Source organism: Micromonospora sp. NPDC049274, assembly GCF_040678875.1.
In the GTDB taxonomy this organism is placed as follows: Bacteria; Actinomycetota; Actinomycetes; order Mycobacteriales; family Micromonosporaceae; genus Micromonospora.
Map to the genome: position 1 here is coordinate 495694 of NZ_JBFAQS010000002.1, position 25371 is coordinate 521064.

General features: G+C 73.0%; 27 protein-coding genes and 1 pseudogene. 10 read left to right on the top strand and 18 right to left on the bottom strand.

Annotated elements, in window-relative coordinates; all coding sequences use genetic code 11:
• The first annotated feature begins 60 nt into the window (after positions 1 to 60).
• From AB0K10_RS05865 to AB0K10_RS05885, 5 genes are all read left to right on the top strand, one after another.
• Positions 61 to 879 (top strand): ATP-binding cassette domain-containing protein, encoded by an 819-nt coding sequence (locus tag AB0K10_RS05865; protein WP_363680351.1) that lies wholly within the window; start codon positions 61 to 63, stop codon positions 877 to 879.
• A complete protein-coding gene (locus AB0K10_RS05870; protein ID WP_363680353.1) occupies positions 876 to 2138 on the top strand; it encodes an ABC transporter permease in 1263 nt (420 codons plus the stop codon). Before AB0K10_RS05865 ends, AB0K10_RS05870 begins: the two co-directional genes overlap by 4 nt.
• Before the next feature lie 22 nt (positions 2139 to 2160).
• Positions 2161 to 3342 (top strand): ROK family protein, encoded by a 1182-nt coding sequence (locus tag AB0K10_RS05875; RefSeq protein ID WP_363680355.1) that lies wholly within the window; start codon positions 2161 to 2163, stop codon positions 3340 to 3342.
• Between the two features lie 19 nt (positions 3343 to 3361).
• Positions 3362 to 3670 carry a DUF1707 domain-containing protein gene (locus tag AB0K10_RS05880; RefSeq protein ID WP_363680357.1) on the top strand — a complete coding sequence of 103 codons (309 nt, stop codon included), beginning with the start codon at positions 3362 to 3364 and terminating at the stop codon, positions 3668 to 3670.
• A 151-nt stretch (positions 3671 to 3821) separates the two neighbouring features.
• Positions 3822 to 4562, top strand: coding sequence for a DUF4142 domain-containing protein (locus AB0K10_RS05885; RefSeq protein WP_363680359.1), 741 nt, complete (start codon positions 3822 to 3824; stop codon positions 4560 to 4562).
• A 22-nt stretch (positions 4563 to 4584) separates the two neighbouring features.
• Here AB0K10_RS05885 and AB0K10_RS05890 read toward each other — a convergent pair whose 3' ends face one another.
• Genes AB0K10_RS05890 through tsaB form a run of 4 tightly spaced genes read right to left on the bottom strand, consistent with a single transcriptional unit; the run spans position 4585 to position 7052 of the window.
• Positions 4585 to 4839 (bottom strand): hypothetical protein, encoded by a 255-nt coding sequence (locus tag AB0K10_RS05890; RefSeq protein ID WP_363680531.1) that lies wholly within the window; start codon positions 4837 to 4839, stop codon positions 4585 to 4587.
• A gap of 14 nt (positions 4840 to 4853) precedes the next feature.
• Positions 4854 to 5900 carry a tRNA (adenosine(37)-N6)-threonylcarbamoyltransferase complex transferase subunit TsaD gene (gene tsaD, locus AB0K10_RS05895; RefSeq protein WP_363680361.1) on the bottom strand — a complete coding sequence of 349 codons (1047 nt, stop codon included), beginning with the start codon at positions 5898 to 5900 and terminating at the stop codon, positions 4854 to 4856.
• A complete protein-coding gene (gene rimI / locus AB0K10_RS05900) occupies positions 5893 to 6366 on the bottom strand; it encodes a ribosomal protein S18-alanine N-acetyltransferase (RefSeq protein WP_363680533.1) in 474 nt (157 codons plus the stop codon). Before rimI ends, tsaD begins: the two co-directional genes overlap by 8 nt.
• A gap of 8 nt (positions 6367 to 6374) precedes the next feature.
• Positions 6375 to 7052 carry a tRNA (adenosine(37)-N6)-threonylcarbamoyltransferase complex dimerization subunit type 1 TsaB gene (gene tsaB, locus AB0K10_RS05905; protein ID WP_363680363.1) on the bottom strand — a complete coding sequence of 226 codons (678 nt, stop codon included), beginning with the start codon at positions 7050 to 7052 and terminating at the stop codon, positions 6375 to 6377.
• 542 nt (positions 7053 to 7594) lie between these two features.
• Here tsaB and AB0K10_RS05910 point away from each other — a divergent pair.
• Complete coding sequence (locus AB0K10_RS05910; protein ID WP_363680365.1) at positions 7595 to 8299, top strand: helix-turn-helix transcriptional regulator; 705 nt, start codon at positions 7595 to 7597, stop codon at positions 8297 to 8299.
• Positions 8300 to 8372: 73 nt separating this feature from the next.
• Here AB0K10_RS05910 and AB0K10_RS05915 read toward each other — a convergent pair.
• From AB0K10_RS05915 to AB0K10_RS05945, 7 genes and pseudogenes are all read right to left on the bottom strand, one after another.
• A pseudogene (locus AB0K10_RS05915) lies at positions 8373 to 8462 on the bottom strand (hypothetical protein); the annotation flags it as partial.
• A gap of 15 nt (positions 8463 to 8477) precedes the next feature.
• Positions 8478 to 9179 (bottom strand): uracil-DNA glycosylase, encoded by a 702-nt coding sequence (ung, locus tag AB0K10_RS05920; RefSeq protein WP_363680367.1) that lies wholly within the window; start codon positions 9177 to 9179, stop codon positions 8478 to 8480.
• A gap of 77 nt (positions 9180 to 9256) precedes the next feature.
• Complete coding sequence (gene tsaE / locus AB0K10_RS05925) at positions 9257 to 9739, bottom strand: tRNA (adenosine(37)-N6)-threonylcarbamoyltransferase complex ATPase subunit type 1 TsaE (protein WP_363680369.1); 483 nt, start codon at positions 9737 to 9739, stop codon at positions 9257 to 9259.
• Positions 9736 to 10839: an alpha/beta hydrolase gene (locus AB0K10_RS05930; RefSeq protein WP_363680371.1), complete on the bottom strand. Its 1104-nt coding sequence runs from the start codon at positions 10837 to 10839 to the stop codon at positions 9736 to 9738. The genes tsaE and AB0K10_RS05930 overlap by 4 nt, the downstream gene beginning before the upstream one ends.
• The gene (alr, locus tag AB0K10_RS05935) at positions 10836 to 11957 is read right to left on the bottom strand and encodes an alanine racemase (RefSeq protein ID WP_363680373.1); all 1122 of its coding nucleotides are present in this window, start codon (positions 11955 to 11957) and stop codon (positions 10836 to 10838) included. The genes AB0K10_RS05930 and alr overlap by 4 nt, the downstream gene beginning before the upstream one ends.
• Before the next feature lie 90 nt (positions 11958 to 12047).
• On the bottom strand, positions 12048 to 13517 hold the full coding sequence (locus tag AB0K10_RS05940; protein ID WP_363680375.1) for an NAD(P)H-hydrate dehydratase: 1470 nt from the start codon (positions 13515 to 13517) through the stop codon (positions 12048 to 12050).
• Positions 13518 to 13571: 54 nt separating this feature from the next.
• On the bottom strand, positions 13572 to 13940 hold the full coding sequence (locus AB0K10_RS05945; protein WP_363680377.1) for a holo-ACP synthase: 369 nt from the start codon (positions 13938 to 13940) through the stop codon (positions 13572 to 13574).
• 171 nt (positions 13941 to 14111) lie between these two features.
• On the opposite strand from AB0K10_RS05945, the gene AB0K10_RS05950 reads away from it, so the two are divergent.
• Entirely contained in the window at positions 14112 to 14408 is a 297-nt protein-coding gene (locus AB0K10_RS05950) for a hypothetical protein (RefSeq protein WP_363680379.1), read from the top strand.
• The gene (locus tag AB0K10_RS05955; RefSeq protein WP_363680381.1) at positions 14405 to 15982 is read left to right on the top strand and encodes an alpha/beta hydrolase; all 1578 of its coding nucleotides are present in this window, start codon (positions 14405 to 14407) and stop codon (positions 15980 to 15982) included. Before AB0K10_RS05950 ends, AB0K10_RS05955 begins: the two co-directional genes overlap by 4 nt.
• Before the next feature lie 116 nt (positions 15983 to 16098).
• Here the strand turns inward: AB0K10_RS05955 and glmS are convergent, their stop codons facing one another.
• Positions 16099 to 18012: a glutamine--fructose-6-phosphate transaminase (isomerizing) gene (gene glmS, locus AB0K10_RS05960; protein ID WP_363680383.1), complete on the bottom strand. Its 1914-nt coding sequence runs from the start codon at positions 18010 to 18012 to the stop codon at positions 16099 to 16101.
• A 255-nt stretch (positions 18013 to 18267) separates the two neighbouring features.
• Here glmS and AB0K10_RS05965 point away from each other — a divergent pair, with 255 nt between their 5' ends.
• Positions 18268 to 19218 carry an MmpS family transport accessory protein gene (locus tag AB0K10_RS05965; protein ID WP_363680385.1) on the top strand — a complete coding sequence of 317 codons (951 nt, stop codon included), beginning with the start codon at positions 18268 to 18270 and terminating at the stop codon, positions 19216 to 19218.
• A 16-nt stretch (positions 19219 to 19234) separates the two neighbouring features.
• Positions 19235 to 20449 carry a pyridoxal phosphate-dependent aminotransferase gene (locus AB0K10_RS05970; RefSeq protein WP_363680387.1) on the top strand — a complete coding sequence of 405 codons (1215 nt, stop codon included), beginning with the start codon at positions 19235 to 19237 and terminating at the stop codon, positions 20447 to 20449.
• A gap of 195 nt (positions 20450 to 20644) precedes the next feature.
• Here AB0K10_RS05970 and glmM read toward each other — a convergent pair whose 3' ends face one another.
• From glmM to AB0K10_RS06000, 6 genes are all read right to left on the bottom strand, one after another.
• On the bottom strand, positions 20645 to 22003 hold the full coding sequence (glmM, locus tag AB0K10_RS05975; protein ID WP_363680389.1) for a phosphoglucosamine mutase: 1359 nt from the start codon (positions 22001 to 22003) through the stop codon (positions 20645 to 20647).
• A 117-nt stretch (positions 22004 to 22120) separates the two neighbouring features.
• Positions 22121 to 22603, bottom strand: coding sequence for a 30S ribosomal protein S9 (gene rpsI, locus AB0K10_RS05980; RefSeq protein ID WP_238687804.1), 483 nt, complete (start codon positions 22601 to 22603; stop codon positions 22121 to 22123).
• Between the two features lie 20 nt (positions 22604 to 22623).
• Positions 22624 to 23067, bottom strand: coding sequence for a 50S ribosomal protein L13 (gene rplM, locus AB0K10_RS05985; protein WP_007465158.1), 444 nt, complete (start codon positions 23065 to 23067; stop codon positions 22624 to 22626).
• 209 nt (positions 23068 to 23276) lie between these two features.
• Positions 23277 to 24659, bottom strand: a complete 1383-nt coding sequence (locus AB0K10_RS05990) for a nitrate/nitrite transporter (RefSeq protein WP_363680391.1) — start codon at positions 24657 to 24659, stop codon at positions 23277 to 23279.
• A gap of 131 nt (positions 24660 to 24790) precedes the next feature.
• On the bottom strand, positions 24791 to 25084 hold the full coding sequence (locus AB0K10_RS05995; RefSeq protein WP_363680393.1) for a hypothetical protein: 294 nt from the start codon (positions 25082 to 25084) through the stop codon (positions 24791 to 24793).
• The gene (locus AB0K10_RS06000; RefSeq protein ID WP_203149772.1) at positions 25074 to 25331 is read right to left on the bottom strand and encodes a DUF6364 family protein; all 258 of its coding nucleotides are present in this window, start codon (positions 25329 to 25331) and stop codon (positions 25074 to 25076) included. Before AB0K10_RS06000 ends, AB0K10_RS05995 begins: the two co-directional genes overlap by 11 nt.
• Between the last annotated feature and the right edge of the window lie 40 nt (positions 25332 to 25371).

Here is a 25371-nt window from a genome sequence, read left to right on the forward strand (position 1 = left end):
CTCCCGTGCCGGGCGGCGCCCGCCGGACGGGCCCCGACCCTCCCTTAAGAAGGAGACCCCGTGTCCGCGACTCCCCTGCTGGAACTCCGCGGGATCGACAAGAGCTTCGGTCCCGTCCAGGTGCTCCGCGACGTCGCCCTGAGCGTCCACCCGGGCGAAGTGACAGCACTTGTCGGCGACAACGGCGCCGGCAAGTCGACCCTGGTGAAGTGCATCAGCGGCATCTACCCCACCGACGCCGGTGAGGTCCTGTTCAACGGCGAACAGGTGCACATCGGCAGTCCCCGCGACGCCGCCACGCTCGGCATCGAGGTCGTCTACCAGGACCTCGCGCTCTGCGACAACCTGGACATCGTGCAGAACATGTTCCTCGGCCGGGAGAAGCACAGCGGCATCGTCCTGGACGAGCCGACAATGGAACAGCTCGCCGCCGAGACCCTGGCGGGGCTCTCCATCCGCACCGTCACCTCGCTCCGCCAGCACGTCTCCAGCCTCTCCGGCGGTCAGCGCCAGACCGTGGCCATCGCCAAGGCGGTGCTGTGGAACAGCAAGCTCGTCATCCTGGACGAGCCGACCGCCGCCCTGGGCGTGGCACAGACCGCCCAGGTCCTCGAACTCGTCCGCCGCCTCGCCGACAACGGCCTGGCAGTGGTGCTCATCTCGCACAACATGAACGACGTCTTCGCCGTCTCCGACCGGATCGCCGCGCTGTACCTCGGCCAGATGGTCGCCCAGGTGAAGACCACCGACATCACCCACGCCCAGGTGGTTGAGCTGATCACCGCCGGGCGCTCGGGCGGGCTCGGTCTCGGAACCGACCCGGGCAGCAACGGCGACGGCCCGCAGCCGGCCGACTCGATCTCAGGAGGCGTCCGATGACCACCACCGCCGTGCGGAAGGACGGCCCCGCGGCCGTCACACCGCCGCCGACCGTCGGGAGCCACGTCCGCAACTACGTGAGCCGGGTACGCGGTGGCGACGTCGGCGCGCTGCCGGCCGTGCTCGGCCTGATCGTGCTCTGCACCGTCTTCGCGATCATGCGGCCGTCGTCGTTCCTGTCGGCAGGCAACTTCGCGAACCTCTTCACCCAGGGCGCGGCGGTCACGCTCATCGCGATGGGCCTGGTCTTCGTGCTGCTGCTCGGCGAGATCGACCTCTCCGCCGGCTTCGCCAGCGGCGTCTGCGCGGCGGTACTGGCCAACGTGGTCACAGTGCTCGGCTACCCCTGGTGGGTCGCCGTCCTCGCCGCGGTCGCCACCGGTGTCATCATCGGCACCACGCTCGGGATGCTGGTCGCGAAGATCGGCATTCCGTCCTTCGTGGTCACTCTCGCCGGCTTCCTCGCCTTCCAGGGCGTCGTGTTGCTGCTCGTGCGGGAGGGCACCAACATCTCCGTCCGCGACGAGGTGCTGGTCGCCATCGCCAACCGCAACCTCGCCCCCGCGCTGGGCTGGGCGCTGACCGCCGTCGCCGTCGTCGGCTACGCGGCGGTGCAACTGCTGCGCCACCGCAACCGGGCGGCCCGTGGACTGATCACCGACCCGATCGCGGTGGTGGCGCTGCGAATCGCCGGGCTCGCCGTCATCCTCGGCACCGCGGTGTACGTGCTCAACCTGGAGCGCAGTCGCAACGTCCTCATCGTCTCGCTCAAGGGTGTGCCGATCGTGGTGCCGATCATCGCGGTGCTGCTGGTCATCTGGACCTTCGTGCTCCAACGCACCAGCTACGGCCGGCACATCTACGCCGTGGGCGGCAACCGGGAAGCCGCCCGCCGGGCCGGCATCGGAGTCGACCGGATCCGGATCTCCGTCTTCGTGATCTGCTCGTCCATGGCCGCCGTCGGTGGCATCGTGGCCGCCAGCCGAGCCAACTCGGTCGACCCGAACACGGGGGGCAGTAACGTACTGCTCTACGCGGTCGGCGCGGCGGTGATCGGCGGCACCAGCCTCTTCGGCGGCAAGGGCCGGGTCTTCGATGCCGTGCTGGGAGGCGCGGTGGTAGCGGTCATCGAAAACGGAATGGGCCTGATGGGGTACAGCGCGGGAGTCAAGTACGTGGTGACCGGCGTCGTGCTGCTGCTCGCCGCCAGCGTCGACGCCCTCTCCCGCCGCCGCGCGGCAGCCACCGGCACCCGCTGACCGCGCGGGAGGTAGCACGAGCATGCGCCCGGCACCCAGCCAGGAGGAGGTCCGACGGCAGAACCTCGGGGCCCTGCTGCGGCACGTGCACGTCCACGGCGCCACCACCCGCGCCGAACTCACCACCACTCTGGGGTTGAACCGGAGCACCATCGGCGCGCTCACCGCCGACCTGGCCGGCGTCGGACTGGTCAGCGAGGGAACACCGAAGGAGACCGGCCGGGCCGGACGGCCGTCACTCGTCGTCCGGCCCGAATCGACCCGGGTGTACGCGTACGCGTACTCCGTCGAGGTGGACCGGCTGCGCGCCGCCCGGGTCGGCCTGGGCGGCGCGGTGCTGGACCGCCGGGAGCTGGACCGGCCGCGCGGGCTGCTGGCCGCCGAGGCCGCCCCGCTGCTCGCCGGCGCGGTCAAGGAGATGCAGCAGGCGGTACCCGCCGACGCGATCTGCGTCGGCACCGGCGTCGCGGTCTGCGGGATGGTTCGTCGTGAGGACGGCCTGGTTCGGCTCGGCCCCACCACCGGTTGGGTGGACGAGCCGATCGGCGCGGCGCTCGGCGCCGAACTGGGCCTCGACGTGCCGGTCACCGTCGGCAACGTGGCCGACGTGGCGGCGTTCGCCGAGCACGCCCGGGGTGTCGCGGCCGGCTGCGACAACGTCATCTACCTGTACGGCGACGTCGGCGTCGGGGCCGGCATCATCGCCGGCGGGCGTCGACTCACCGGACACGGCGGGTACGGCGGCGAGGTCGGCCACATGAAGGTGGTCCGTGACGGCATGCCCTGCGAGTGCGGCGCCCGCGGTTGCTGGGAGACCGAGATCGGCGAGCACGGCCTGCTCCGCGCGGCCGGACGATCCGACGCCCGGGGCCGCGACGCGCTGCTGGCCGTCTTCGACGCCGCCGACCGGGGGGACGCCCGCGCCCAGACGGCGGTACGCCAGGCCGGTGACTGGCTGGGCTTCGGGGTGGCCAACCTGGTGAACGTCTTCAACCCCGAGATGGTCATCTTCGGCGGCACCATGCGCGATCTCTACCTCGCGGCTGCGGCCCAGATCCGCAGCCGGCTCAACTCCAACGCCCTCGGCGCCTGCCTGGAACACGTGCGGTTGCGCACCCCGAAACTGGGCGAGGACGCGCCCCTGATCGGCGCCGCCGAACTGGCCTTCGAACGGCTCCTCGCCGACCCCCTCGACGTGGGCTGATCCGCGTACCCTGTCCGGCGTGGATGTCGAGCTGCGCGCGTCCGACGACGACCGCCACCGGGTGGTCGCCGAGCTGCACCGGCACACCACCGCGGGCCGGCTCACGCTTGACGAGTTCTCCGAGCGGGCCGGCGCGGTCTGGGCCGCCCGCACCCTCGGTGACCTGGCCGCGCTGACCCGGGACCTGCCGGTGCTGCCCGATCCCGTTGCCGCGTCGGCAGGCGGTGTTGACCCGATCGGGCACGGCCGTCGGGAGCTGCTGGTGCTCTTCGCCGTCGCCGCGCTGACCCTGCTGCTGCTCGGCGGTTTCCTCGCACTCACCCGCTGATCCGCCTCCGCTCCACTCCGCCCATTTCCCCGCCACCCGTGGATGAACTGATCGGGCGGTCAGTCCGTACCAGTGGGCGGACGGGCGGCCGGCAGGGTGCGGCTGCCCGGTCCAGACGCGTTTCGGTCCGGACCGAGGAGGCACCGCAGACATGGCACCGCTCAGATCCGCCCGTCGTCGGCCGGGCAACCGGATGCACCGCGCGGCGATGCTGCTCATCGCTATCGTCGCGGGGGTCGGTGTCCTGCCCGGAGTGGCCATCGCCGCCCCCGCCGGCGGGCAGCAGCTCAACGCCGCCGACATGACACTGCTCAACGGTGTCCGGTTGGCCGGGCTGTGGGAGATGCCGGCCGGGCAGATGGCCGCCGAGAAGGGGCAGTCGGCGAAGGTCCGGGAGATCGGTGCGGGCATCGCCAACGAGCACCAGCGACTCGACCAGCTCACCGTGGACGCGGCCAACAAGCTGGGCGCGAGCATCCCCAGCGAGCCGACCGCCGAGCAGAAGGGCTGGCTGTCGGAGATGCAGAAGGCCTCCGGCGCCCGGTTCGACCAGATCTTCGTGACCCGGCTCCGGGTGGCCCACGGCAAGATCTTCCCGGTGATCGGCGCGGTACGGGCCAGCACCCGCGACGCCACCGTCCGCAAGCTCTGCGAAGAGGCAAACGGCTTCGTGATGCACCACATGCAGATGCTGGAGAGCACCGGGCTGGTCCGCTGGCCGGAGCTGCCGCCGGCCGCGCTGCCCGCACCCGGCCAGGACGGGCTGCTGGCAGCCGCCTCGGCGAACACCGGCCCGCAGGTCGGGGTCAGCAGCACAGTCGTCTGGCTGGTCTTCCTCGCCGCGCTCGGCACCGGCGGCATCGCCACCTACCGGATGCTGCGCCGCAGCTGACCACCTGAGTTGGTGGCCCCCGTCAGCGGTCGACCTGGGTGAAGTCCCAGGAGTGCGGGGCGCGGGCCACCAGCAGGGCTGGTGGATCGGGCAGCGACCGAGGGCTGCTGCGCCACTTGGAGATGACCACGACACGGTGGTCGGTGGAGGAGAAGACCTCACTGGAGACGTGCAGAGGGTCGTGCTCCAACTCGGGCAGGGCGGTGTCGCACACCCAGGTGATCAGGTCGGCGACGCCGTACGCCTCGGCGCGCGCCTCCCACATCCGCACGATCATCTCCGGTGCCCCCGTCACACGCTGACCGTTGTCAACGGCAACGCCGAGTCGGCCGGCAGGTCCAGCCGGCTCGGCGCGACCCCGGCGGCGACCAGGTGCGACCCGAGCGCGGCCACCATCGCCCCGTTGTCGGTACACAGCTTCGGCCGGGGCACCCGGACCCGGATGCCGTACTTCTCGGCACGCTGTTCGGCCAGTGCCCGCAGCCGGGAGTTCGCGGCCACACCACCGCCGATCACCAGCGTCTCGATCCCCTGCGCCCGGCAGGCGGCGAGCGCCTTGTTGGTCAGGACGTCACAGACCGCCTCCTGGAAGGACGCGGCCACGTCGGCCACGGGCACCGGCTCGCCGGCGCGCTGACGCGCCTCGACCCAGCGGGCCACAGCCGTCTTCAGCCCGGAGAACGAGAAGTCGTACCGGTGGGCGGCGAGATCCTTGGCGGCGGTCAGGCCGCGCGGGAACGCGATCGACGCGGCGTCACCGGCTCGGGCCTCCCGGTCGATGGGCGGGCCGCCCGGGAACGGCAACCCCAGCAGGCGAGCGACCTTGTCGAACGCCTCACCGGCCGCGTCGTCGATGGTGGCGCCCAGCGGGGTGACGCCGCGGGCCAGGTCGTCGACGAGCAGCAGCGACGAGTGCCCGCCGGAGACCAGCAGCGCGATGGCGGGTTCCGGGAGCGGGCCGTGCTCCAGGGTGTCCACCGCGACGTGCGCGGCGAGGTGGTTGACGCCGTACACAGGCTTCTCGGCGGCGAGCGCGTACCCCTTGGCGGCGGCGACGCCGACCAGCAGCGCACCGGCCAGGCCGGGCCCCGAGGTGACCGCGATGGCGTCGATGTCGGCGAGGGTGACGCCGGCCTCGGTCAGCGCCCGCTGCATCGTCGGCACGATGGCTTCCAGGTGGGCCCGGCTGGCCACCTCGGGCACCACGCCCCCGAAGCGGGCGTGCTCCTCGACGCTGGACGCGAGCGCGTCGGCAAGCAGGGTGTGCCCGCGTACGATGCCGACGCCTGTCTCGTCGCACGAGGTCTCGATGCCCAGGATCAGCGGTTCGTCAGCCATGGTCGTGTGGTCCGTCCCCGGTCGGCTCGGCGACGCGCTGCATCACCAGCGCATCGGTGTTGCTCGGTTGGTAGTAGCCGCGACGCACCCCGATCGGCTCGAACCCGTACATCGCGTAGAGCCGCTGGGCGGCGACGTTGTCCACGGCGACCTCCAGCAGGGTGCTGCGGGCGTCACGGCGGGCCGCCTCGGCGAGCAGCTCCTCCAGCAGGACGCGGCCGACGCCCCGCCGCTGGCTGTCCCGGCGGACGGCGATGTTCTGCACCCACACCTCGTCGGGCGGGGCTCCGGCCAGCCCGGCGTAGCCGAGCACGGCGCCGTCGGCGTCGGTCGCGACCCGGTAGTGGTGGCCGTTGGCCAGCTCGTTCCAGAACATCGCGGGTGACCACTGCTCGGCGCCGAACAGGTCCGCCTCGATCGGCAGCACCTCGTCGATGTGCCACCAACGGAACGGCTCCAGCCGCACCGCGGCACTCACGGGAGAACCGGTTTGCGGCCGGTGGCCGCCACGGCGTCCGGACGGCGCAGGTAGAGCGGGGTGAGTCGCTCGCCGGGCGCGCCGGCCCGGATCCGCTCGGCGGCGAGCTGCGCCAGCACGGTGGCCTCCGGGTAGCGCGGCTCGACCCGGACCGGCAGGTTCAGGGCCTCGGCGTACCGGTGCGCCCCGTCGCCGACCGCGACCGTCGCCCCCAGTTCCCGGGCGCGCGCGGCGGCCACCGCCGGAGTGGACACCTCGGGCCCGACGATCCGCTGACCGGCGCCGTCGTAGACAGCCCAGTACAGCTCCTTGCGGCGGGCGTCGCTGGCCGCCAAAACCGGCTCGCCGGCCGCCGCCGGGTAGCCCATCCCATCCAGGGAACACACGCCGTACGTCGGCACGCCGAGAACCTGCCCCATCGTGGCGGCGGTGACCAGGCCGACCCGCAGCCCGGTGAACGGCCCCGGGCCGAGCCCGGCGACGATGGCGCCCAGATCACGCGGGCGCGCTCCGGCATCGGCGAGAACCGCGTCGACCTGGGGCGCGAGCAGTTCACCGTGCGCGCGGGCGTCGACCGTGCACCGGTGCGCCCGGGACGTCACGCCGTCCGCCGAGATCTCCACCAACGCTGCGGTCACCGCGGGGGTCGAGCTGTCCACCACGAGTACGAGCACGGTTAGCCAGCCTAGCGGCCCCGCCATCGCCGCCCGGCCACGCCCCGCCCCCTGCCTGCGCCCGGGGGCAGCCACTCACTCCTGGACCGTCCTGGTGCCCGGGGTGCTGGCCGCACAGGCCCCGGCCGCCCGCCCGCCTGCCCGCCCGGCTGGCTGACTGCCCTGCCGGCCGCCCGCCTGCCCGCCCGCCCGCCTGCCCGGCCGCCCGCCCGGCTGGCTGCCCTGCCGGCCGGCCGGCCGCCTGCCCGCCCGCCTGCCCGCCCGGCTGGCCGCCCGGCCGGCTGGCTGCCTGGCTGCCTGGGCCGCCCGTCTGGGCCCCCTCGACCCTTGCGGAACGCCGCCGCTCGGCCGGGAGGCCACCTGCTGTGATGAGCGGTATACCTGTGAGTCATAGTTATGACTCACAGGTATACCGCTCATAAGCGAATGGCCCACCGACGTTGCCAAGTCGCTGGCTCACCGGAATCTCGGGCCAAGGCCACGCAGTCGTGAATCCGGCTCAGCGGTATCTGCGTCGGACCGGCGTGGTCCACCATGTCGGGATGCCGTCCACACGTCTTGGCACTCTGCTCGGCAATGCCGTTCGACAGCAACGGCACCTGCGCGAGCTGACCCAGTGCGAACTCGCCGAGTCTGCGGGGATCAGTCAGGCCGCGGTCGCACGGATCGAGAGTGGCAGCCGCGCACCCAGCATCGCGGTCCTCGAGGCGTTGTTCGCCGCGATGGACGTGCAGATGGTGGTCGAGGTCGAGCCGCTGGACGCGCACCTCGACGCCCGCATCGACGAACTGGCCGCCCGACCGATCACCGAGCGCATCGACGAGCTGGGCCTGGATCGGACGCTGGACCGACTCACCGACTTCCCGCAGGTGATCACCGGCAGCACGGCGGCACTGCTGCAGGGCGCGCCGGTGCCTGTCGACGCGCTGGAGATCGCCCTTCGTTGGCAGGACTCGAAGCGCTTCACCGGCTGGCTGCAGGCGAACTACGGCCAGCGGTGGAACGCCCGGTGGGGTGAGTTCGGTGGAGTGTGGTTGGAGCCGGAGGAGCCGGGCGAGCACCGTTGGTCGACCAAGTGGGGCGAGATCAGGGCAACGATGTGCGACGAGCTGCCCGAGACGATCGAGGTACGCCACGGTGGGCGCGACTACCGCGTGGTGCCGCTTGTCGAGTTGGAGCTGACCGAGCCGCGGGCCGCCGACCTGCTGCGCCGCTACCGGGCCCGGCAGCTCGCCAGCGGAAGCTGAGCCAGCGCCGGCTGAGCCAGCGCCGGACGCGCGAGCAGCAGGGCGTCGACCGCACGCCCGAGCCGAGCCGCACGCCCGAGCCGAGCCGCACGCCCGAGCCGAGCCGCACGCCCGAGCCGAGCCGCACGCCCGAGCCGAGCCGCACGCCCGAGCCGAGCCGCACGCCCGAGCGGCAAGGTCAGTCTGCGGTGCGCTCCCAGTCGATGGTGGGCCGCCCGGCGTCGGCGAGCGCCTTGTTGGCCGCGCTGAACGGGCGGCTGCCGAGGAAGCCGCGCGGGTTCATCGGGCTGGGGTGGCCGGCCTCCAGCACCACATGCTGCGGGTTGGTGACCAGGGCCGCCTTCTTGCGCGCGTAGCCACCCCAGAGCAGGAAGACCACCCGCTCCGGTGCGGCGTTGAGCGCCCGGATCGTGGCGTCGGTGAACTCCTCCCAGCCCGAGTTGGCGTGCGAACCCGGCGTGGCCTGGCGCACCGTCAGCACCGCGTTGAGCAGCAACACGCCCTGCGCGGCCCAGCCGTCGAGGTTGCCGCTGCGCGGCTTGGCCACGCCCACGTCCTCGCCCAGCTCCTTGAAGACGTTGCGCAGCGACGGCGGCACCGACACCCCCTCGCGGACGCTGAAGCTCAACCCGTGGGCCTGCCCGGCGCGGTGATAGGGATCCTGCCCGAGGATCAGCACCCGGGTGCTCTGCGGCGGGCAGAGCCGGTACGCCGAGAAGAGATCCTCCAGCGGCGGGAAGACGGTCTGCGTCGCGTACTCCCGGGCGACGAACTCGGCCAGCGCGGCGGTGCGGGCCGGATCGAGGTGCGAGGTGAGCACGGCACGCCACTGCTCCGGCAGCAGGGCCAGCAGATCCAGGGCGGGGGCGTCGTCGGACATCAGGAACCTCTTCCAGCGCGGGTCGGTCCCCCGCACTCTAGGCACCGGGTCCGACAGCGCCGCGCCGACACAGGCCCCTAACTCAGTTCGGCGAGCCGGCGGGCCCAGTCGCCGCCGACCGGGTCCAACTCGACGATCCGGGTGTCGTCGTCGCGGCGGTCGATGCGGACGCGCAGGTGCGCGTCGACCAACTGCTCCACCAGGCCCTCGCCCCACTCCACCACGGTCACCGACTCGTCCACCGAGGCGTCCAGATCCAGGTCGTCGATCTCGGCACGCGGGTCGCTGGCGGCGCCCAGCCGGTACGCGTCGGCGTGTACCAGGGCCACCCGACGGCCTCGGGCCGGATCCGGCCGGTGCACGCGGGCGATCACGAACGTCGGCGAGGTGACGTCCCCGAGAACGTGGAGCCCCGCGCCGACGCCCTGGGTGAGCGCGGTCTTTCCGGCCCCCAGCGGGCCTGTCAACAGCACCAGGTCACCGGCCCGCAGCAGCCCGGCCAGCCGGCGGCCGAACTCCCGGGTGTCCTCGACGGTCGGCAGTTTGACGACGAAACTCACCGGTCCTCCATGCTCTCCAGTGACTCGAGGAACCGCGCCAGCGCGGCGTTCACCTCGTCTGCGTGCTCCAGCATCACCACGTGGCCGCTGTCTTTGATCTTGATGAACTCCGCGTGCGGCAACCGCCGGACGATCTCCTCGGAGTGTGTCACCGGAGTGATCATGTCTTTGTCGCCGACGACCACCAGCACCGGCGCGTTCGCCAACGCGGCCAGCGCCGGGAAACGCGAGTGTGTGGCCAGTGTCCGCAGATAGCGGGTCACCGTGTCGGCGGAGGTCCGGGAGTTCATCGTCTCCACGTACGACACCAGCGCCGGGCTGGGCTTGCGGGTGCCGAAGCCGTACTTGCGGGTGAGCAGCCAGGCCACGTTCGACGTGGACTTGCGGGCCTTGTCGATCACCGGACCGCCGTACCGGGTGGCGTTGCTGACCATGTAGAGCACCGGCCCGCCGACCCGGCCGAGCAGCGCCGGCGCGACCAGCTTGGTCTCCGCGATCAACCCGCCCGACGTGGCCATCAGCACGGTGCCCACCACCCGGTCACCGAACAGCTCCGGAAACAGCTCGGCGAACGCCATGATGGTCATGCCGCCCATCGAGTGGCCGACCAGCACCAGCGGCCCCTCCGGGGCGGTCCGGTCGATGACCTCGCGCAGCGTCCGGCCCAGCACCGCCAGGTCGTACTCCCCGGTCTCCAACCGGCCGGACCGGCCGTGACCCGGCTGGTCGTACGCGACGACACGGTAGTCACCGCGCGCGGCGAGCATGCGGCGCTGGAAGTGGAAGGTGCCCATGTCCAGGCAGAAGCCGTGCACCAGCACCACCGTCGGGTGCCCCGGCACCGGGCGGGTCGGCTCGACCACCTCGACGTGGATATCCGTGCCGTCCGGCAGTTCCAGCCGGAACGCCTCGTCGTACCGTTGCTCGCCGAACCTCTCGTGCGCGTAGCGGTCGGCCGGGTCGGCCTTGAGCCGGCGGACCAGGGTGCGTTCGGTCGCGACGCCGGCGGCCAGGCCGGCCGCCGCCACCCCGACCGCGGCGCCGACCAGGCCGGCGACCCGGCCGGCCGCGGTCCGCGGACGTGGAATGCGGTACGTCATGAGGGGCGCTCACCGTCGTAGACCCGCGGCACCCGCGTGCTGCCGAACCGGGTGACGATCTCGTAGTTGATCGTGCCGACCGCCTCGGCCCAGTCGTCGGCCGTCGGCTCGCCGTCGGCGCCACTGCCGAACAGGGTCGCCACGTCGCCGTCGGCCACCGGGTCGTCGCCACAGTCGATCACGAACTGGTCCATGCAGACACGCCCGGAGATCGTCCTCCGCGCGCCGGCGAGCTGCACCGGCCCGCTGTTGGACGCGTGCCGGGGCACACCGTCGGCGTATCCGAGGGGCACCACGGCGAGGTTCGCGTCGGACTCGGTCGTGTAGGTGTGCCCGTAGGAGACGCCGGTGCCGGCGGGCACCCGCTTGGTGAGCATCACCCGGGCGCGCGCCGTCATCGCCGGCCGCAGCCCGTACGTCTCGCCGGCCACCGGGGACAGACCGTAGATGGCCAGCCCGGGTCGGACCAGGTCGAAGTGGGTGTCCGGGCGGGTCAGGGTGGCCGCCGAGTTGGCCAGGTGCCGCCAGCGGGGGCGCAGCCCGGCCCGCTCGACCATGGCCAGGCCCTCGTGGAAGACGGCGAGCTGCCGGTCGGTGGTCGGGTGGCCGGGCATGTCCGCGTACACGAAGTGGCTCCACACACCGACCACCTCGACCAGGCCCTCGGCCTGCGCCTTCGCGGCGGCGTCGAGCAGCGCCGGCCAGTCGGTGACGGTGGCGCCTCCCCGGGACAGCCCGGTATCGATCTTCAGGTGCAACCGGGCGGGGCGCTCGGCACGCCGGCTCGCCTCGACCATCTCGTCCAGTTGCGCAAGGCTCGCGGCGGCGAGGTCCACCCCGGCGCTCACCCCTTCGTGCAGCGGCAGCCCCGGCGCGAGCAGCCACGCCAGCACGGGCGCGGTGATCCCGGCCCGGCGCAGCGTGAGTGCCTCGTCGAGGGTGCAGACGCCGAGCCAGTCAGCCCCGGCGTCCAGTGCCGCGCGGGCGGCCGGGAGCATGCCATGGCCGTACCCGTCGGCCTTCACCACCGCCATCAGCTCGGCGCTGGTGCCGGAGCGGAGCCGGCTCACGTTCTCGCGGATCGCGTCAAGATCGACGCGTACCTCGGCCTGCCACATGCGCCCAGCCTACTTTCCACCCTGATCACCGTGGGCGGCGACGCACGGCCCGCTCTGGCGAACCGGCCAGGCGCCCCGGAACGGGAACGATCAGCCCAGCCGGGCGATGACCGGGCGCAGCGCCGTCACCACGTCGGGCGCGGTCACCGGGCCGCCGCGGGCCGCCTCCCGACCGGCGAGCCCGTGCAGGTACGCGGCCGAGGCCGCCGCCCGGTCCGCCGGCACCCCGGCCGCCAGGAGCGAGCCGAGCAGCCCGGCCAGCACGTCGCCGGTGCCGCCGGTGGCCAACGCCGGGGTGCCGGTCGGGTTGACGTACGCCCGGCCGTCCGGCGTGCCGATCACCGTGCGGTCCCCCTTGAGCAGCACCACCGCGTTCATCCAGGCGGCCAGCCGCAGCGCGGCCCCGACCCGGTCGGCGCCGGGCTCCTCCCCGCACAGCCGGGTGAACTCCCGATCGTGCGGGGTGACCACGATCGGCGCGTCCCGGCCGCGCAGCCGGTCGGCGAGCGAGCCGTCCACCAGCAGGGTCAGCGCGTCCGCGTCGAGCACCACCGGCACCGGGGCGGCCAGGACGGCCCGCAGCTCGGCCGCCGCGTCGTCGCCGGTGCCCAGCCCCGAGCCGCACACCCAGGCCTGCACCCGGCCGGCGTCGCTGACCCGCCCGGTGGCGATCACCGAGGGGTGCTGGTGCAGCACCTCGACCCGCGCGCCACCGGCGTAGCGGACCAGACCCGTCGGCCCGGCGAGCGCCCCGCCGACGGAGAGCACCGCCGCGCCCGGGTACGTCTCCGAGCCGGTCGACACCCCGACCACGCCCCGGGTGTACTTCTCCGACGCCGCGCCCAGCTCCGGCCACCACTGCTCGAGGTCGGACCACTCGGTGACCCGCAGCGCGGGAGTGCCCCGCAGCCAGGGTCGCAGCCCGATGTCGACAAGCTCCACCTCGCCGGCCAGCGCGGCGGCGGGCCCGACCACGAGGGCGGGCTTCAACGCGCCGAAGGCCACCGTCACGTCGGCGCGGACCGCGGTGGGCCGGCCGGACGTGGACAGCGGCACATGTCCGGTGTCCACCGCCACTCCGCTCGGCACGTCCACGGCCAGCACTGTGGCCCGGCCACCGTCGCGCCCGCGCAGATCGTCGAGGCGCTGGACCACCTCGTCCGCGCTCGCCCGCAGCCCGCCCGCGCCACCGATACCGACGATGCCGTCGAGGACCAGGTCGACGGGGCCGGCCGGGCGGTCGACCAGTCGGCCACCGGCGGCGCGCAGCGCGGCCAGCCCCGCGGCGTGCGCCCGCCCCGGGGTGAGCAGCAGGGCGGACACCTCGACGCCCCGGCGGGCCAGCCGTTCCCCGGCGTATAGGGCGTCACCGCCGTTGTCGCCGGAGCCGACGAGCAGCAGCACCCGGCCGCCGTACACCCCGCCCCGCTCGCCGAGCAGCAGGGCGGCCCGGCGGGCCAGCCCGGCGGCGGCCCGCTGCATCAGCGTGCCCTCCGGCAGCGTGCCCATCAGCCCGGCCTCAGCCGCCCGTACGTCGGCCGCCCGCCACACCGCTCTCATGTCACCGTGCCCCATTCCGCTCGCGGGTGGGCCGCCACGGCCACCCGGCCGACATCACCGTTCCGCGACCACCAGCGCCGACGCGATTCCACCGTCGTGTGACAGCGAGAGATGCCAGTGGTTGACCCCACGCGCGACGGCCGCCGCGGCGACGGTGCCCGAGACGGTCAGCCAGGGTCGGCCATCCGAGTCGGGCACGATCTCGCAGTCGTGCCAGCTCAGCCCGGCCGGGGCGCCGAGCGCCTTGGCGACGGCCTCCTTCGCGGCGAATCGGGCGGCGAGCGACTCCGGTGAGCGTGGGGTGCCGGAGCGGGTGGCCCGCTCGGCCGTGGTGAAGAGCCGATCGGCGAGCAGCGGCGTCCGCGCCAGGGACCGGGCGAACCGGTCGACCAGGACGACGTCGATGCCGACAGCGACGATCACCAGACCACCCTACCGGCGGCGGAGGCGGGAGATTAGCCGTCGGGCCCGCCGTGGGCAACGCCTGTGGACACACCGGCGTACGGCCGCAGCCCGCCGTCCACAGGGCACTCCGGCACGACCCCGACCTGCCTAGCGTCAGCGCGTGGATGCCGATCACGCACGGGGGTGGGTATGACCGAGGAGCCGTTTACCGTCCGGCCGCAGGAGCTGCGCATGGTCGCCGGTGCGCTCGACGACGAGGCGTACCGGTTGGCGTGGGGCCTGGCCGGGGCTTCCGGGCTGCTGGTGCCGGCGCCGGATTGGCGGGCCGCAACGGCGCTAGCGGAGCTGGAGTCGGCCACGCACGGCTGGTTCTGCCGGCTGGGGGCGGCCGTGGCGGCGACCGCCGGTGGGGTCCGGGCCGCGGCCGAGGCGTACGAGACGGTGGACGACCGGGCTGCCGGCCGGTTCACCGCCCTACCGCGGTGAGCGGTGTCGGCTACCGGCAGCTCTGGGCCGCCGATCCGGGAGGCTGGCGTGTGGCCGGGGCGGCCTGGGCCGGATTGACCGGGGCGGTCGAGGGGCACGCTGGCGAGTTGGCCGGTTCCGCCGGCCGGTTGCGGGGCGGCTGGTCCGGCGCGGCCGCGGTGGCGGCGGATGCTCGGCTGGCCGGCCTGCGGGGCGAGGTTTCCTCCGTGGCGCCCGCGCTGATCGAGGCCGATCAGGTGCTGTCCGAGCTGTCCGGGCGCCTCGTGGTGGCGAAGGCGAGGCTCGCCGAGGCGGTCGCTCGGGCCGACGCGGCCGGGTTGGTGGTGGACCGGTCCGGTGCTGTGCACGTCGATCCGACTCGCCTGGGACCGACCGCCGGGGCCGGGGTCGTGGCGGCGGCGTTGCGGGGCGCGCTGGAGTTGGCCGGCGCGGCCGACCGGTTGGCCGCCGACCGGCTGGACGAGCTGGCCCGAGCCGCCGGGACCGGGTGGGCGTCCCCGCCGCCGCCCGGCCGACCGTCCGCCGGGGCGACACCGGCGCTGGTGCGCGCCTGGTGGTCCGGGTTGACCCCGGCTCAGCGACGGTGGCTGGTCGGGCACGAGCCGGCCCTCGTCGGCGGCCTGGACGGGGTGCCGGTGGCCGCCCGCGACCAGGCCAACCGCCTGCGGCTCGGTGCGCGGCGTGGGGAGTTGCTGGCCGAGCGTCGGCGGTTGCTGACCCGGGTGCCGCCGGGGCCGCTCGCGTCGCTGCGGCTGCGGGCGGTGGCGGCGCGGCTGGCGGGCCTGGACACGCTCACCGAGCGCCTGACGGGCGGGGAACCACGGGCGTACCTGCTGAGGCTGGACCCGGCCGGTGAGGGTCGGGTGGTGGTGGCGCTCGGCGATCCGGACCACGCCGACCGGGTGCTGACGTACGTGCCGGGAATGACCGCCGGGCTTGACGACGCCCCGGGCGAGCTGGGCCGGGCGGCCCGAGTGCTGGAGCGCTGCGCCACGATCGCGCCGGGTGAGCGCAGTGCGGCGGTGCTGTGGCTGGACTACGACGCACCGGACTTCCTGAACGAGGCGGCGTCGGCCGGCCAGGCCCGGGACGCCGGCCCGGCGCTGCACCGCTTCCAGGAGGGTCTGCGCGCCACCCACGAGGGGCCACCGGCGCGGCAGACAGTGCTCGGGCACAGCTACGGGTCGCTGGTGGTGGGCGTCGCCGCCCGGGAGCACGGGCTGGCTGCCGACGCGCTGATGTTCGTCGGCTCACCGGGAGTCGGCGCGGCGCACGCCGCCGAGCTCGGCGTACCGGCTGGAGAGGTGTGGGCCGGCAGGGCTCCGGACGACGTGATCCGCCTGGCCCGGCCGGTGGACGAGCTGGGCCGCCGGGCCCTGTTGGGCGCCGCTCCGCTCGCCGCCGTGCTGGGCTGGCCGGAGCGGACCGGTCACGAGCTGTGGTTCGGTCACGATCCGGCCGACTCCGGGTTCGGCGGCCGGGTGTTCCCCAGCGGTCGCGGCGGGCACAGCGGCTACTGGGAGCCGGGCAACCCGGCGTTGGACGGGATGGCCCGCGTGGTGCTGGGCCGCTGAGGGCAGGCCGCTGACCACGGGCCGCTGACGCTGGGCGCGCCGGACTGGCATCGCTCGCACGGCAGGGCCCCGGGCACCGCGGGTGCGGTGCCCGGGGCCCCGGACGTCAGCGGCGACTACTCGACGGTGACCGACTTGGCCAGGTTGCGGGGCTGGTCCACGTCGTGCCCCCGGGCGGCGGCGATCTCGGCGGCGAGCACCTGCAGCGGCACCGTGGTGACCAGCGGGGCCAGCAGCGTGGGCGTACGCGGCACGTAGATCAGGTGGTCGGCGTACCGGACGACCGCCTCGTCGCCCTCCTCCGCGATCACGATGGTCCGCGCGCCGCGCGCCCGGACCTCCTGGATGTTGGAGACGACCTTGTCGTGCAGCATCCCCCGGCCCACCGGGGACGGCACCACGCAGATCACCGGGGTGCCCTTGTCGATCAGGGCGATCGGGCCGTGCTTCAGCTCACCGGCGGCGAAGCCCTCGGCGTGCATGTACGCCAGTTCCTTGAGCTTGAGCGCGCCCTCCAGGGCCACCGGGTAGCCGACGTGCCGGCCGATGAACAGGACTGTGGGCTCGGACTTCAGCTCACGGGCCAGCTCACGGACGGGCTCGATGCGGTCGAGCAACTCGCGCAGCTTGCCGGGGATCTCCTGCAACTGCGCGACCACCGCACCCACCTCGTCGGCGAACTTGATGCCGCGGACCTGGGCCAGGTGCAGGCCGATCAGGTAACAGGCGACGACCTGGGTGAGAAACGCCTTGGTGGAGGCGACGGCGATCTCCGGCCCGCCGTGGGTGTAGAGAACGGCGTCGGACTCGCGCGGGATGGTCGAGCCGTTGGTGTTGCAGATCGCCAGCACCCGGGCCTTCTGCTCCTTGGCGTGGCGCAGCGCCATCAGGGTGTCCATCGTCTCGCCGGACTGCGAGATCACCACGATCAGGGTGGACCTGTCGAGCACCGGGTCGCGGTAGCGGAACTCGCTGGCCAGCTCCACCTCGCAGGGGATCCGGGTCCAGTGCTCGATGGCGTACTTGGCGACCATGCCGGCGTGGTACGCGGTGCCGCAGGCCACGATGAAGATCTTGTCGACGTCGCGCAGATCCTGGTCGCTGAGGCGGACCTCGTCGAGGGCGATCTCACCGGTCTCGGTGAGGCGGCCGAGCAGCGTGTCGGCGATGGCCTGCGGCTGCTCCTCGATCTCCTTGAGCATGAACCAGTCGTAGCCACCCTTCTCGGCGGCCGACGAGTCCCAGTCGATGTGGAAGTCCTTGCCGCTGGCGGGCTGACCGTCGAAATCGGTGATCTCGATGCTGTCGCCGGTGATCAGGACGATCTGGTCCTGACCCAGCTCCACCGCCTCCCGGGTGTGCTCGATGAACGCGGCCACGTCGCTGGCCAGGTAGTTCTCCCCCTCGCCCCGGCCGACGACAAGCGGCGAGTTGCGCCGGGCGCCGACGACCGCGCCGGGCACCGAGGCGTCGACCGCGAGCAGGGTGAAGGCACCCTCGAGCCGCTGGCACACGACGCGCATGCCGGCGGCGAGCAGCTGCGGACCGTCCGGCTGGCCGGCGGCGCGCAGGTCGGACAGCGCGGCGGAGAGCAGGTGCGCGGCGCACTCGGTGTCGGTGTCGCTGGTGAACTGGACGCCGTCGGCCTCCAACTCGGCGCGGAGCTTGGCGAAGTTCTCGATGATGCCGTTGTGGATCACCGCGACGCGGCCGTCGGGGGCCAGGTGCGGGTGGGCGTTGCGGTCGGTCGGCCCGCCGTGGGTGGCCCACCGGGTGTGCCCGATGCCTGTGGTGCCGTCACCTATGCCGATCGGGCTGGCCGCGCAGGAGGCCGGGTCGTCGGCCGCGCGCTCGGAGAGCACCTTCTCCAGGTTGGCGAGCTTGCCGGCCTTCTTCTCGGTCAGCAGCTGGTCGTCGCAGACGATCGCGACGCCCGCTGAGTCGTAACCCCGGTATTCCAGCCGCCGCAGCCCGTCGAGCACGATACCCAGTGCGGGGCGCGCGCCCGCGTATCCCACGATTCCACACATGGCCCGCAGCCTAACCCAGTTTCGCTCAACATGGGTGCTCGAAAGTCGGCTAAACAAGCACCGAATTTGAGCGATCGGTGGCGGGCGGGCCGCAAACGGACGAGTGTCACCGGCCCGGTCGCGGTGCCGTCGATTCGACGGGGTTGCGCACGGCCAGCGGGTACGACAGTCTTCCGGCGGGTTCGGCGCGCGCTGCCCTGGCCCGCGCGCTCCCCCGGCCCGTTGGCCCCATACCCACTCCCGCCCGGAGCAGCCATGTCCGACGCGCCGCCGCCCGAGCCGACCCCGACGCCGCCGGACCCGACGGCCGGACAGCCGGCGACCCCGCCGTCCGACTGGGCCGCACCGGGTTCCTTTCCCACGCCCGACCCGCTGGCTCCGGGCCAGCCCTGGGCGCCCCCACCGGCCTGGGCGCCCGGCCCGCCGTCCACGCACTGGACGTCCGACCCGCCGTCGGGGCACTCGGCGTCGCAGCCTGAGGCGACACCCCGGCCCGAGAACCCGCCCACATCGTCGTGGACGCCCGATCCCACCGGAACCCCGTGGACGCCCCCCGGGCCGACCCCCTGGCCTGCCCCGGGTTACCCGCCCGCGGGCTATCCCCCACCGGGTTACCCACCGCCGTACCTCTACCCGGGCTATCCGCAGGTCGGTGGCCGTCCTCCCGGCAGCACCGGTCGAGTGGTCGGGATCGTCGTCGGGGTCGTCGTGGCGCTCGTCCTCGCCGTCTGCGGCTGCTTCTGCGTGGCCGGGCCCGTGATCGATCAACTGCTCCCGGAGCCGGTCGCCGAGGACCCGTACGACAGCGGCCCGTACGACGACGGCGGCTGGCCGCCGACCGCCGCGCCGGAGCCCAGCGAGGTGCGGCCCACCACGCCCACACCCACACCCGCGCCCACGAAGCGGCCGATCACGCGCCCGACCTCGGGGCCGGCGCCGGTGACAGTGGTCTACGAGGTGACCGGCGCGGGACAGGCGGACATCGCGTACTACGACGCGGAGAGCGATCTCATCCACGTGGACGGCGCGAGGCTGCCCTGGCGCACCACCATCCGGACCAGCGGCCAGAGCCGGGTGATGGTGGAGGCCAGGTGGTCCGACCATCAAGAGCGGCCGATCGCCTGCGCCGTCACCGTCACGGGCGCTGGCAAACCGGTCGTCAACAGGACTCGGGGGACCTGGGCGACCAGTTGTGAGCCCGAGTGAGGCTGGGGTTACGCCGATGTGTGGTCGTAGGCTGGCGCCTGTGACGACGAGCACCGATGTCGACCCGCTGGTGGCCCGGATGCGGCCGTTCGGCACGACGATCTTCGCCGAGATGTCCGCCCTCGCCGTACGGACCGGGGCGGTCAACCTCGGCCAGGGCTTTCCGGACACGGACGGCCCACCGGAGATGCTGGCCGCCGCCGCCGAGGCGCTGCGCGGCGGCCACAACCAGTACCCGCCCGGTCCGGGGATACCCGCTCTCCGCGCGGCCGTCGCGGCCCACCAGCGGCGCTTCCACGACCTGGCGTACGACCCGGACAGCGAGATCGTGATCACGGCGGGCGCGACCGAGGCGGTGGCGGCCAGCGTCCTCGCGCTCTGCGAGCCGGGCGACGAGGTGGTCTGCTTCGAGCCGTACTACGACTCGTACGCCGCCTCGATCGCCCTGGCCGGCGCGGTCCGGCGACCGGTGACGCTGCGTCCCGGCGCGGACGGCCGGTACGCCTTCGACCCGGCGGCGCTGCGGGCGGCGTTCGGGCCGCGTACCCGGCTGGTGCTGCTCAACTCGCCGCACAATCCGACCGGCAAGGTGTTCACGCCGGCCGAGCTGGCGCTGGTCGCCGAGCTGTGCGAGGAGTACGGCGCGTACGCGGTCACCGACGAGGTCTACGAGCACCTGGTGTTCACGGACGCGTCCAGCCCACACGTGCCGCTGGCCACACTGCCCGGAATGCGGGAGCGGACGCTGCGCATCTCGTCGGCCGGCAAGACGTTCTCCTGCACCGGGTGGAAGATCGGCTGGGTGAGCGGCCCTGCGGCGCTGGTCTCGGCGGTACTGCGGGTGAAGCAGTTCCTCACCTATGTCAACGCCGCGCCGCTGCAACCTGCGGTCGCCGTGGCGCTAGCCCTGCCCGACGACTACTACACAGGCTTCCGGGACAGTCTCCAGCAGCGGCGTGACCAGCTCGTCGGCGGTCTGACCGACGCCGGGTTCAAGGTGTTCGACTCGGAGGGGACGTACTTCGTCACCGCCGACATCACCGCCCTCGGCGGCTCCGACGGGGTGGAGTTCTGCCGTTCCCTGCCGGAGCGCTGCGGCGTGGTGGCCGTGCCGACCCAGGTCTTTTACGACGACGCCGAGGCCGGCCGGCGACTGGTCCGGTTCGCGTTCTGCAAGCGCCCGGAGGTGCTGACCGAGGCGGTCACCCGGTTGCGCGCCCTGACCCACTGACGCGCCGGGCGAACGCCCCGGCCGGCTCGGCCAGGGCCTGTTTCATAAGGGCGGTCGAGCCGAGGCGGAGTCCGGGCGGCGATCCGGCAAGGCGCGGTTTCGTCCGGATACCGGTGTTGTATCCGGACGAAACCGCAACGCCGCCGGTCGTCGTCCGGGCCCGCCGCAGGCCGACCAGTTCTTATGAAACAGGCCCTACGACGCGGCGGGGCTGGCGGTGCGGACGAGGGCGGCGATCCGCTCGGCGACCTCGCGGGCAGTCGCCTCGGTGGCCGCCTCGACCATCACCCGGACGAGCGGCTCGGTGCCCGACGGGCGCAGCAGCACCCGGCCGGTCTCACCCAGCTCCGCCTCGGCCCGCTCGACCTCGGCGCGGACGGCCGGTGCGGCGGCACCGACGGTACGGTCGCCGACCGGCACGTTGATCAGCACCTGCGGCAGCTTGGTGACCACGGACGCCAGCTCGGCGAGGGACTTGCCGGTGGCAGCCATCCGGGCCATCAGGTGCAGGCCGGTGAGGACGCCGTCGCCGGTGGTGGCGTGGGCGGGCATGACGATGTGGCCGCTCTGCTCGCCGCCGAGCGCCAGCCCGGAGGCGCGCAGCTCCTCCAGCACGTACCGGTCGCCGACCTTGGTCTCGATCAGCCGGATGCCCTGCGCGGACATCGCCAGCCGCAGGCCGAGGTTGCTCATCACGGTGGCCACCAGGGTGTCCTGGGTGAGCGTGCCGGCCTCCCGCATGGCCAGCGCGAGGATCGCCATCACCTGGTCGCCGTCGACCTCGTCGCCGTCGGCGCTTACCGCCACAATCCGGTCGGCGTCGCCGTCGTGGGCGATGCCCAGGTGGGCCCCGTGCTCGACCACGGCCTCGCGCAGCGCCTCGATGTGGTTGGAGCCACACTCGTCGTTGATGTTCAGGCCGTTCGGCTCCGCGTGGATCGCGACGACCTCCGCGCCGGCCTCGCGGTAGGCGACGGGGGCAACCTCGGCGGCGGCGCCGTTGGCGCAGTCGACCACGACCTTGAGGCCCTCAAGCCGGTGCGGCAGGGTGCTGACCAGGTGCTGGACGTAGTGGTCGGCACCGTCGAGCAGGTCGTGTACCCGGCCGACGCCGGCACCGATCGGGCGGTCCCAGGCGGTGGTGGCGTTCGTCTCGACAGCCGCCTCGATCCGCATCTCGATCTCGTCGGGCAGCTTGTGCCCGCCGGCGGCGAAGAGCTTGATGCCGTTGTCCGGCATGGGGTTGTGCGACGCGGAGAGCACCACGCCGAGGTCGGCCTTCGCCTCCGCGGTGAGGAACGCCACGGCGGGGGTGGGCAGCACACCGACGCGTACGACGTTGGCGCCGGCGCTGGTCAGCCCGGCGACGACGGCGGCCTCCAGCATCTCGCCGCTGGCCCGGGTGTCCCGGCCGACCACGGCGAGCGGCGGGTGACTGCGGTCCGTCTCGGCGAGCGTGTGCGCGGCGGCCACGGCGAGTGCGAGCGCCAACTCGGGCGTGAGATCCGCGTTCGCCCGCCCGCGTACGCCGTCCGTGCCGAACAACCGACCCATACCCGCCAACCTCCGATGAGCACTACCGAGAAGGAGAAAGCGGAACGACCGGCCCACCTCCCCGGTCGAGGGGAGGCGGACCGGCCGTCCGTCAGAAGTACAACGCGCTGGGAAAGATCAGCGCTTCGAGTACTGGGGAGCCTTACGGGCCTTCTTGAGGCCGTACTTCTTGCTCTCCTTGACCCGGGCGTCCCGGGTGAGGAAGCCGGCCTTCTTCAGGGCCGGGCGGTCGTCCGGCTCGTTGATGATCAACGCGCGGGCGATGCCGAGACGGAGCGCACCGGCCTGGCCGGTGGTGCCGCCGCCACGCAGGTTGGCGATGACGTCGAACTGCTCGGGCTTCTCGGCGGTGACCAGCGGGTCCTTGATGAGCTGCTGGTGCACCTTGCTCGGGAAGTACGCCTCGAGGTCCTGGCCGTTGCAGGTGATCTTGCCGGTGCCCGGGACGAGGCGAACCCGGACGATGGCCTCCTTGCGGCGGCCCACGGTCTGGATCGGCCGGTCACCACGAGGCGCGCGGGCAACGGGCGCCGGCGCCTCGGTGGCCTCGGGGGCCTCCGTGGCTTCCGGGGCGACCTCGGTCTCGATGATGTCGGTCATGCTGCTTCCTTCGCCCGCGCTCACTGCGCGATCTGCTTGATCTCGAACGGCACCGGCTGCTGCGCGAGGTGCGGGTGCTCGGCGCCGGCGTAGACCTTCAGCTTCTTGATCAGCTGACGGCCGAGCTTGTTGTGCGGGAGCATCCCCTTCACAGCCAGCTCGATGGCCCGCTCGGGGCGCTTGGTCAGCAGCTCGTCGTAGCCGACCTGCTTCAGACCACCCGGGTAACCGGAGTGGCGGTAAGCGACCTTGGTCTGGCGCTTGTTGCCGGTCAGCGCAACCTTGCCCGCGTTCACGATGACGACGAAGTCGCCCGTGTCGACGTGCGGCGCGAAAGTCGGCTTGTGCTTACCACGCAGCAACGTGGCGGCGTGGGTGGCCAGGCGGCCCAGCACGACATCAGAGGCGTCGATGACGTGCCACTGACGCTCGATCTCACCCGGCTTCGGGCTGTACGTACGCACAGGTCTACCTTGTCTCGTCGTCGGTCTGGGGTCGCGCGCCGAGGTGACCAGATCTAGCAGGCCGGACCAGCGCGCACGAACGACCAAGCGTACCTGATAGGGCACGCCTCTGGATGTCGTACAACAGCAGGCAACGATACCCGGCGCCCCATCGGCAGGTCAAAACGGGGGTGGGGTGCCGCGCGGCGACGCGCCGGCCGTGACCCGGATCATACCCCGGCGAGCCGGTGCGACCCCGGACGCCTGTAGACGACCCAGGTCACCGCGAAGCACAGCGCGTACCAGCCGATGAACGCCAGGTAGGCGGCGTCGGCATTGCCGGAGCCGAGGAACGACTGGCGGAAGGCGATGTTGACGAGCACCCCGCCGGAGGCGCCGATCGCGCCGGCGATGCCGATCAACGCGCTGGTCATTCTCCGCGCCCACCGCGCGGCGGCCTCCGGGTCGCGGGTGCCGGCGGCCACGGCGTCCGCCGCCCGCGCCCGGAAGATCGCCGGGATCATCTTGTACGTGGAGCCGTTGCCGACACCGGAGAAGACGAACAGGGCGAGGAACCCGGCCAGGTAGAGCCCGAACGAGCGCTCGCGGGCCGCGTACAGCACCGTGCCGGCGCCGATGGCCATCGCCACGAAGTTCCAGAAGGTCACCCGGGCCCCGCCGAGCCGGTCGGCGAGGTGGCCCCCCAGCGGCCGGATCAGCGAGCCCACCAACGGCCCGAGGAAGGTCAGCCAGGCGGCGTCGACGGGGGTGGGGAACCGCTCGGCGAACTGGAGCTGGAGCACCTGCCCGAACGCGAAGCCGAACCCGATGAACGAGCCGAAGGTGCCGATGTAGAGCAGCGACATGGTCCAGGTGTGCGGGTCCCGGGCGGCCTCGCGCAGCGCCCCGGGCTCGTTGCGCGCGCCGGACACGGTGTCCAGCCAGCGGTTCGCCGCCAGCGCGGCCAGCACGATCAGCGGCAGGTACACCGCGGGCACCAACCGGGGGTACGCGGCGCCGGCGGTGGCGAGCACCGCCAGCCCGACGAGCTGCACCGCGGGTACGCCGAGATTGCCGCCACCGGCGTTGAGCCCGAGGGCCCGCCCCTTGAGCCGGGACGGGTAGAACAGGTTGATGTTCGCCATCGAGGAGGCGAAGTTGCCGCCGCCCACGCCGGTGAGGCAGGCCAGCACCATCAGAGTGGAGTAGGACACCCCGGGTTCCAGCAGCACGGTCATCGGCACCGTCGGGACCAGCAGCAGCAGCGCGCTGATGGTCGTCCAGCGCCGCCCGCCGAAGCGGGCCACCGCCAGGGTGTACGGCAGCCGCAGCACCGCCCCCAGCGCGGCCGGCACGGCGGTGAGCAGGAACTTCCCGGCCGGGTCGATGCCGTACGCGGGGCCGAGGAAGAGCACGGTCACGGACCAGAGGCTCCACACGGAGAAGCCGACGTGCTCGGCGAAGATCGACACCCAGAGGTTGCGGCGGGCGATGGGGGCGCCGGTCGTACGCCAGAAGTCGGGGTCCTCGGGCCGCCAGTCGTCCAGCGGGCGTCGACGCCCGGCGACGGCGGGTGGCGCGGTGGTGACTGCGGTGCTGGTGAGCGTGCTCACGGCGGCTCCTCCTCGTCGATGCGACGAGGAGGAACGCTAGGAAGGCGGGGTTACCTGGCAGTGCCCGTCACGGGTCGGCCCGGAAACGGCTACCGCACCACGGGCCGGCGGCGATGGTGAGGTCCGGGGAATCAGAGCTGCTGGAGGATGCGCAGGGCGCGGCCGACCCGGAGCATGGTCTCGGTGTCGGCGACGTCCACGCACTCGGTGAACCACTTCTTCATCGGTGCGGAGATCCGGTCGGGCATCACCACGTACCGGCCCATCGACACGGCGAGGGGCGAGTCGCGCAGCAGCGACTCCTCGACCACCTCGGCCACGATCACGATGGGCACGTCGGTGGAGTTGTAGACGTCCGAGCTGATCACGAGCCCGAGGCGTTCCCGGGCGCCCTCGATGCGCCAGACCTCACCCCTACGCAGCACGCGGCCGTCCGCCGGAGAAGAGATCGTTGACCATGCCCACCTCGCGGGCGTCGGCGAGGGCTGCGGACTCCAGGTCGAGGCCGGCGCGGCCCACGGCGGCGGCGTGCGCGGTGAAGACCTCGCGCAGCGCCTTCTCCCGGGCGGCCTGGTCCATCCACGCCGAGAGGGACAGCCCTTCGCGCTTGGCGAAGCGTCGGGCCTCCTCGATGGTCTCGTCCGTGAACGACAGCGTCACCTTGGCAGTCATGCCGCTGAGACTACCCAGCGGTATGACCGTCAGTCATCCA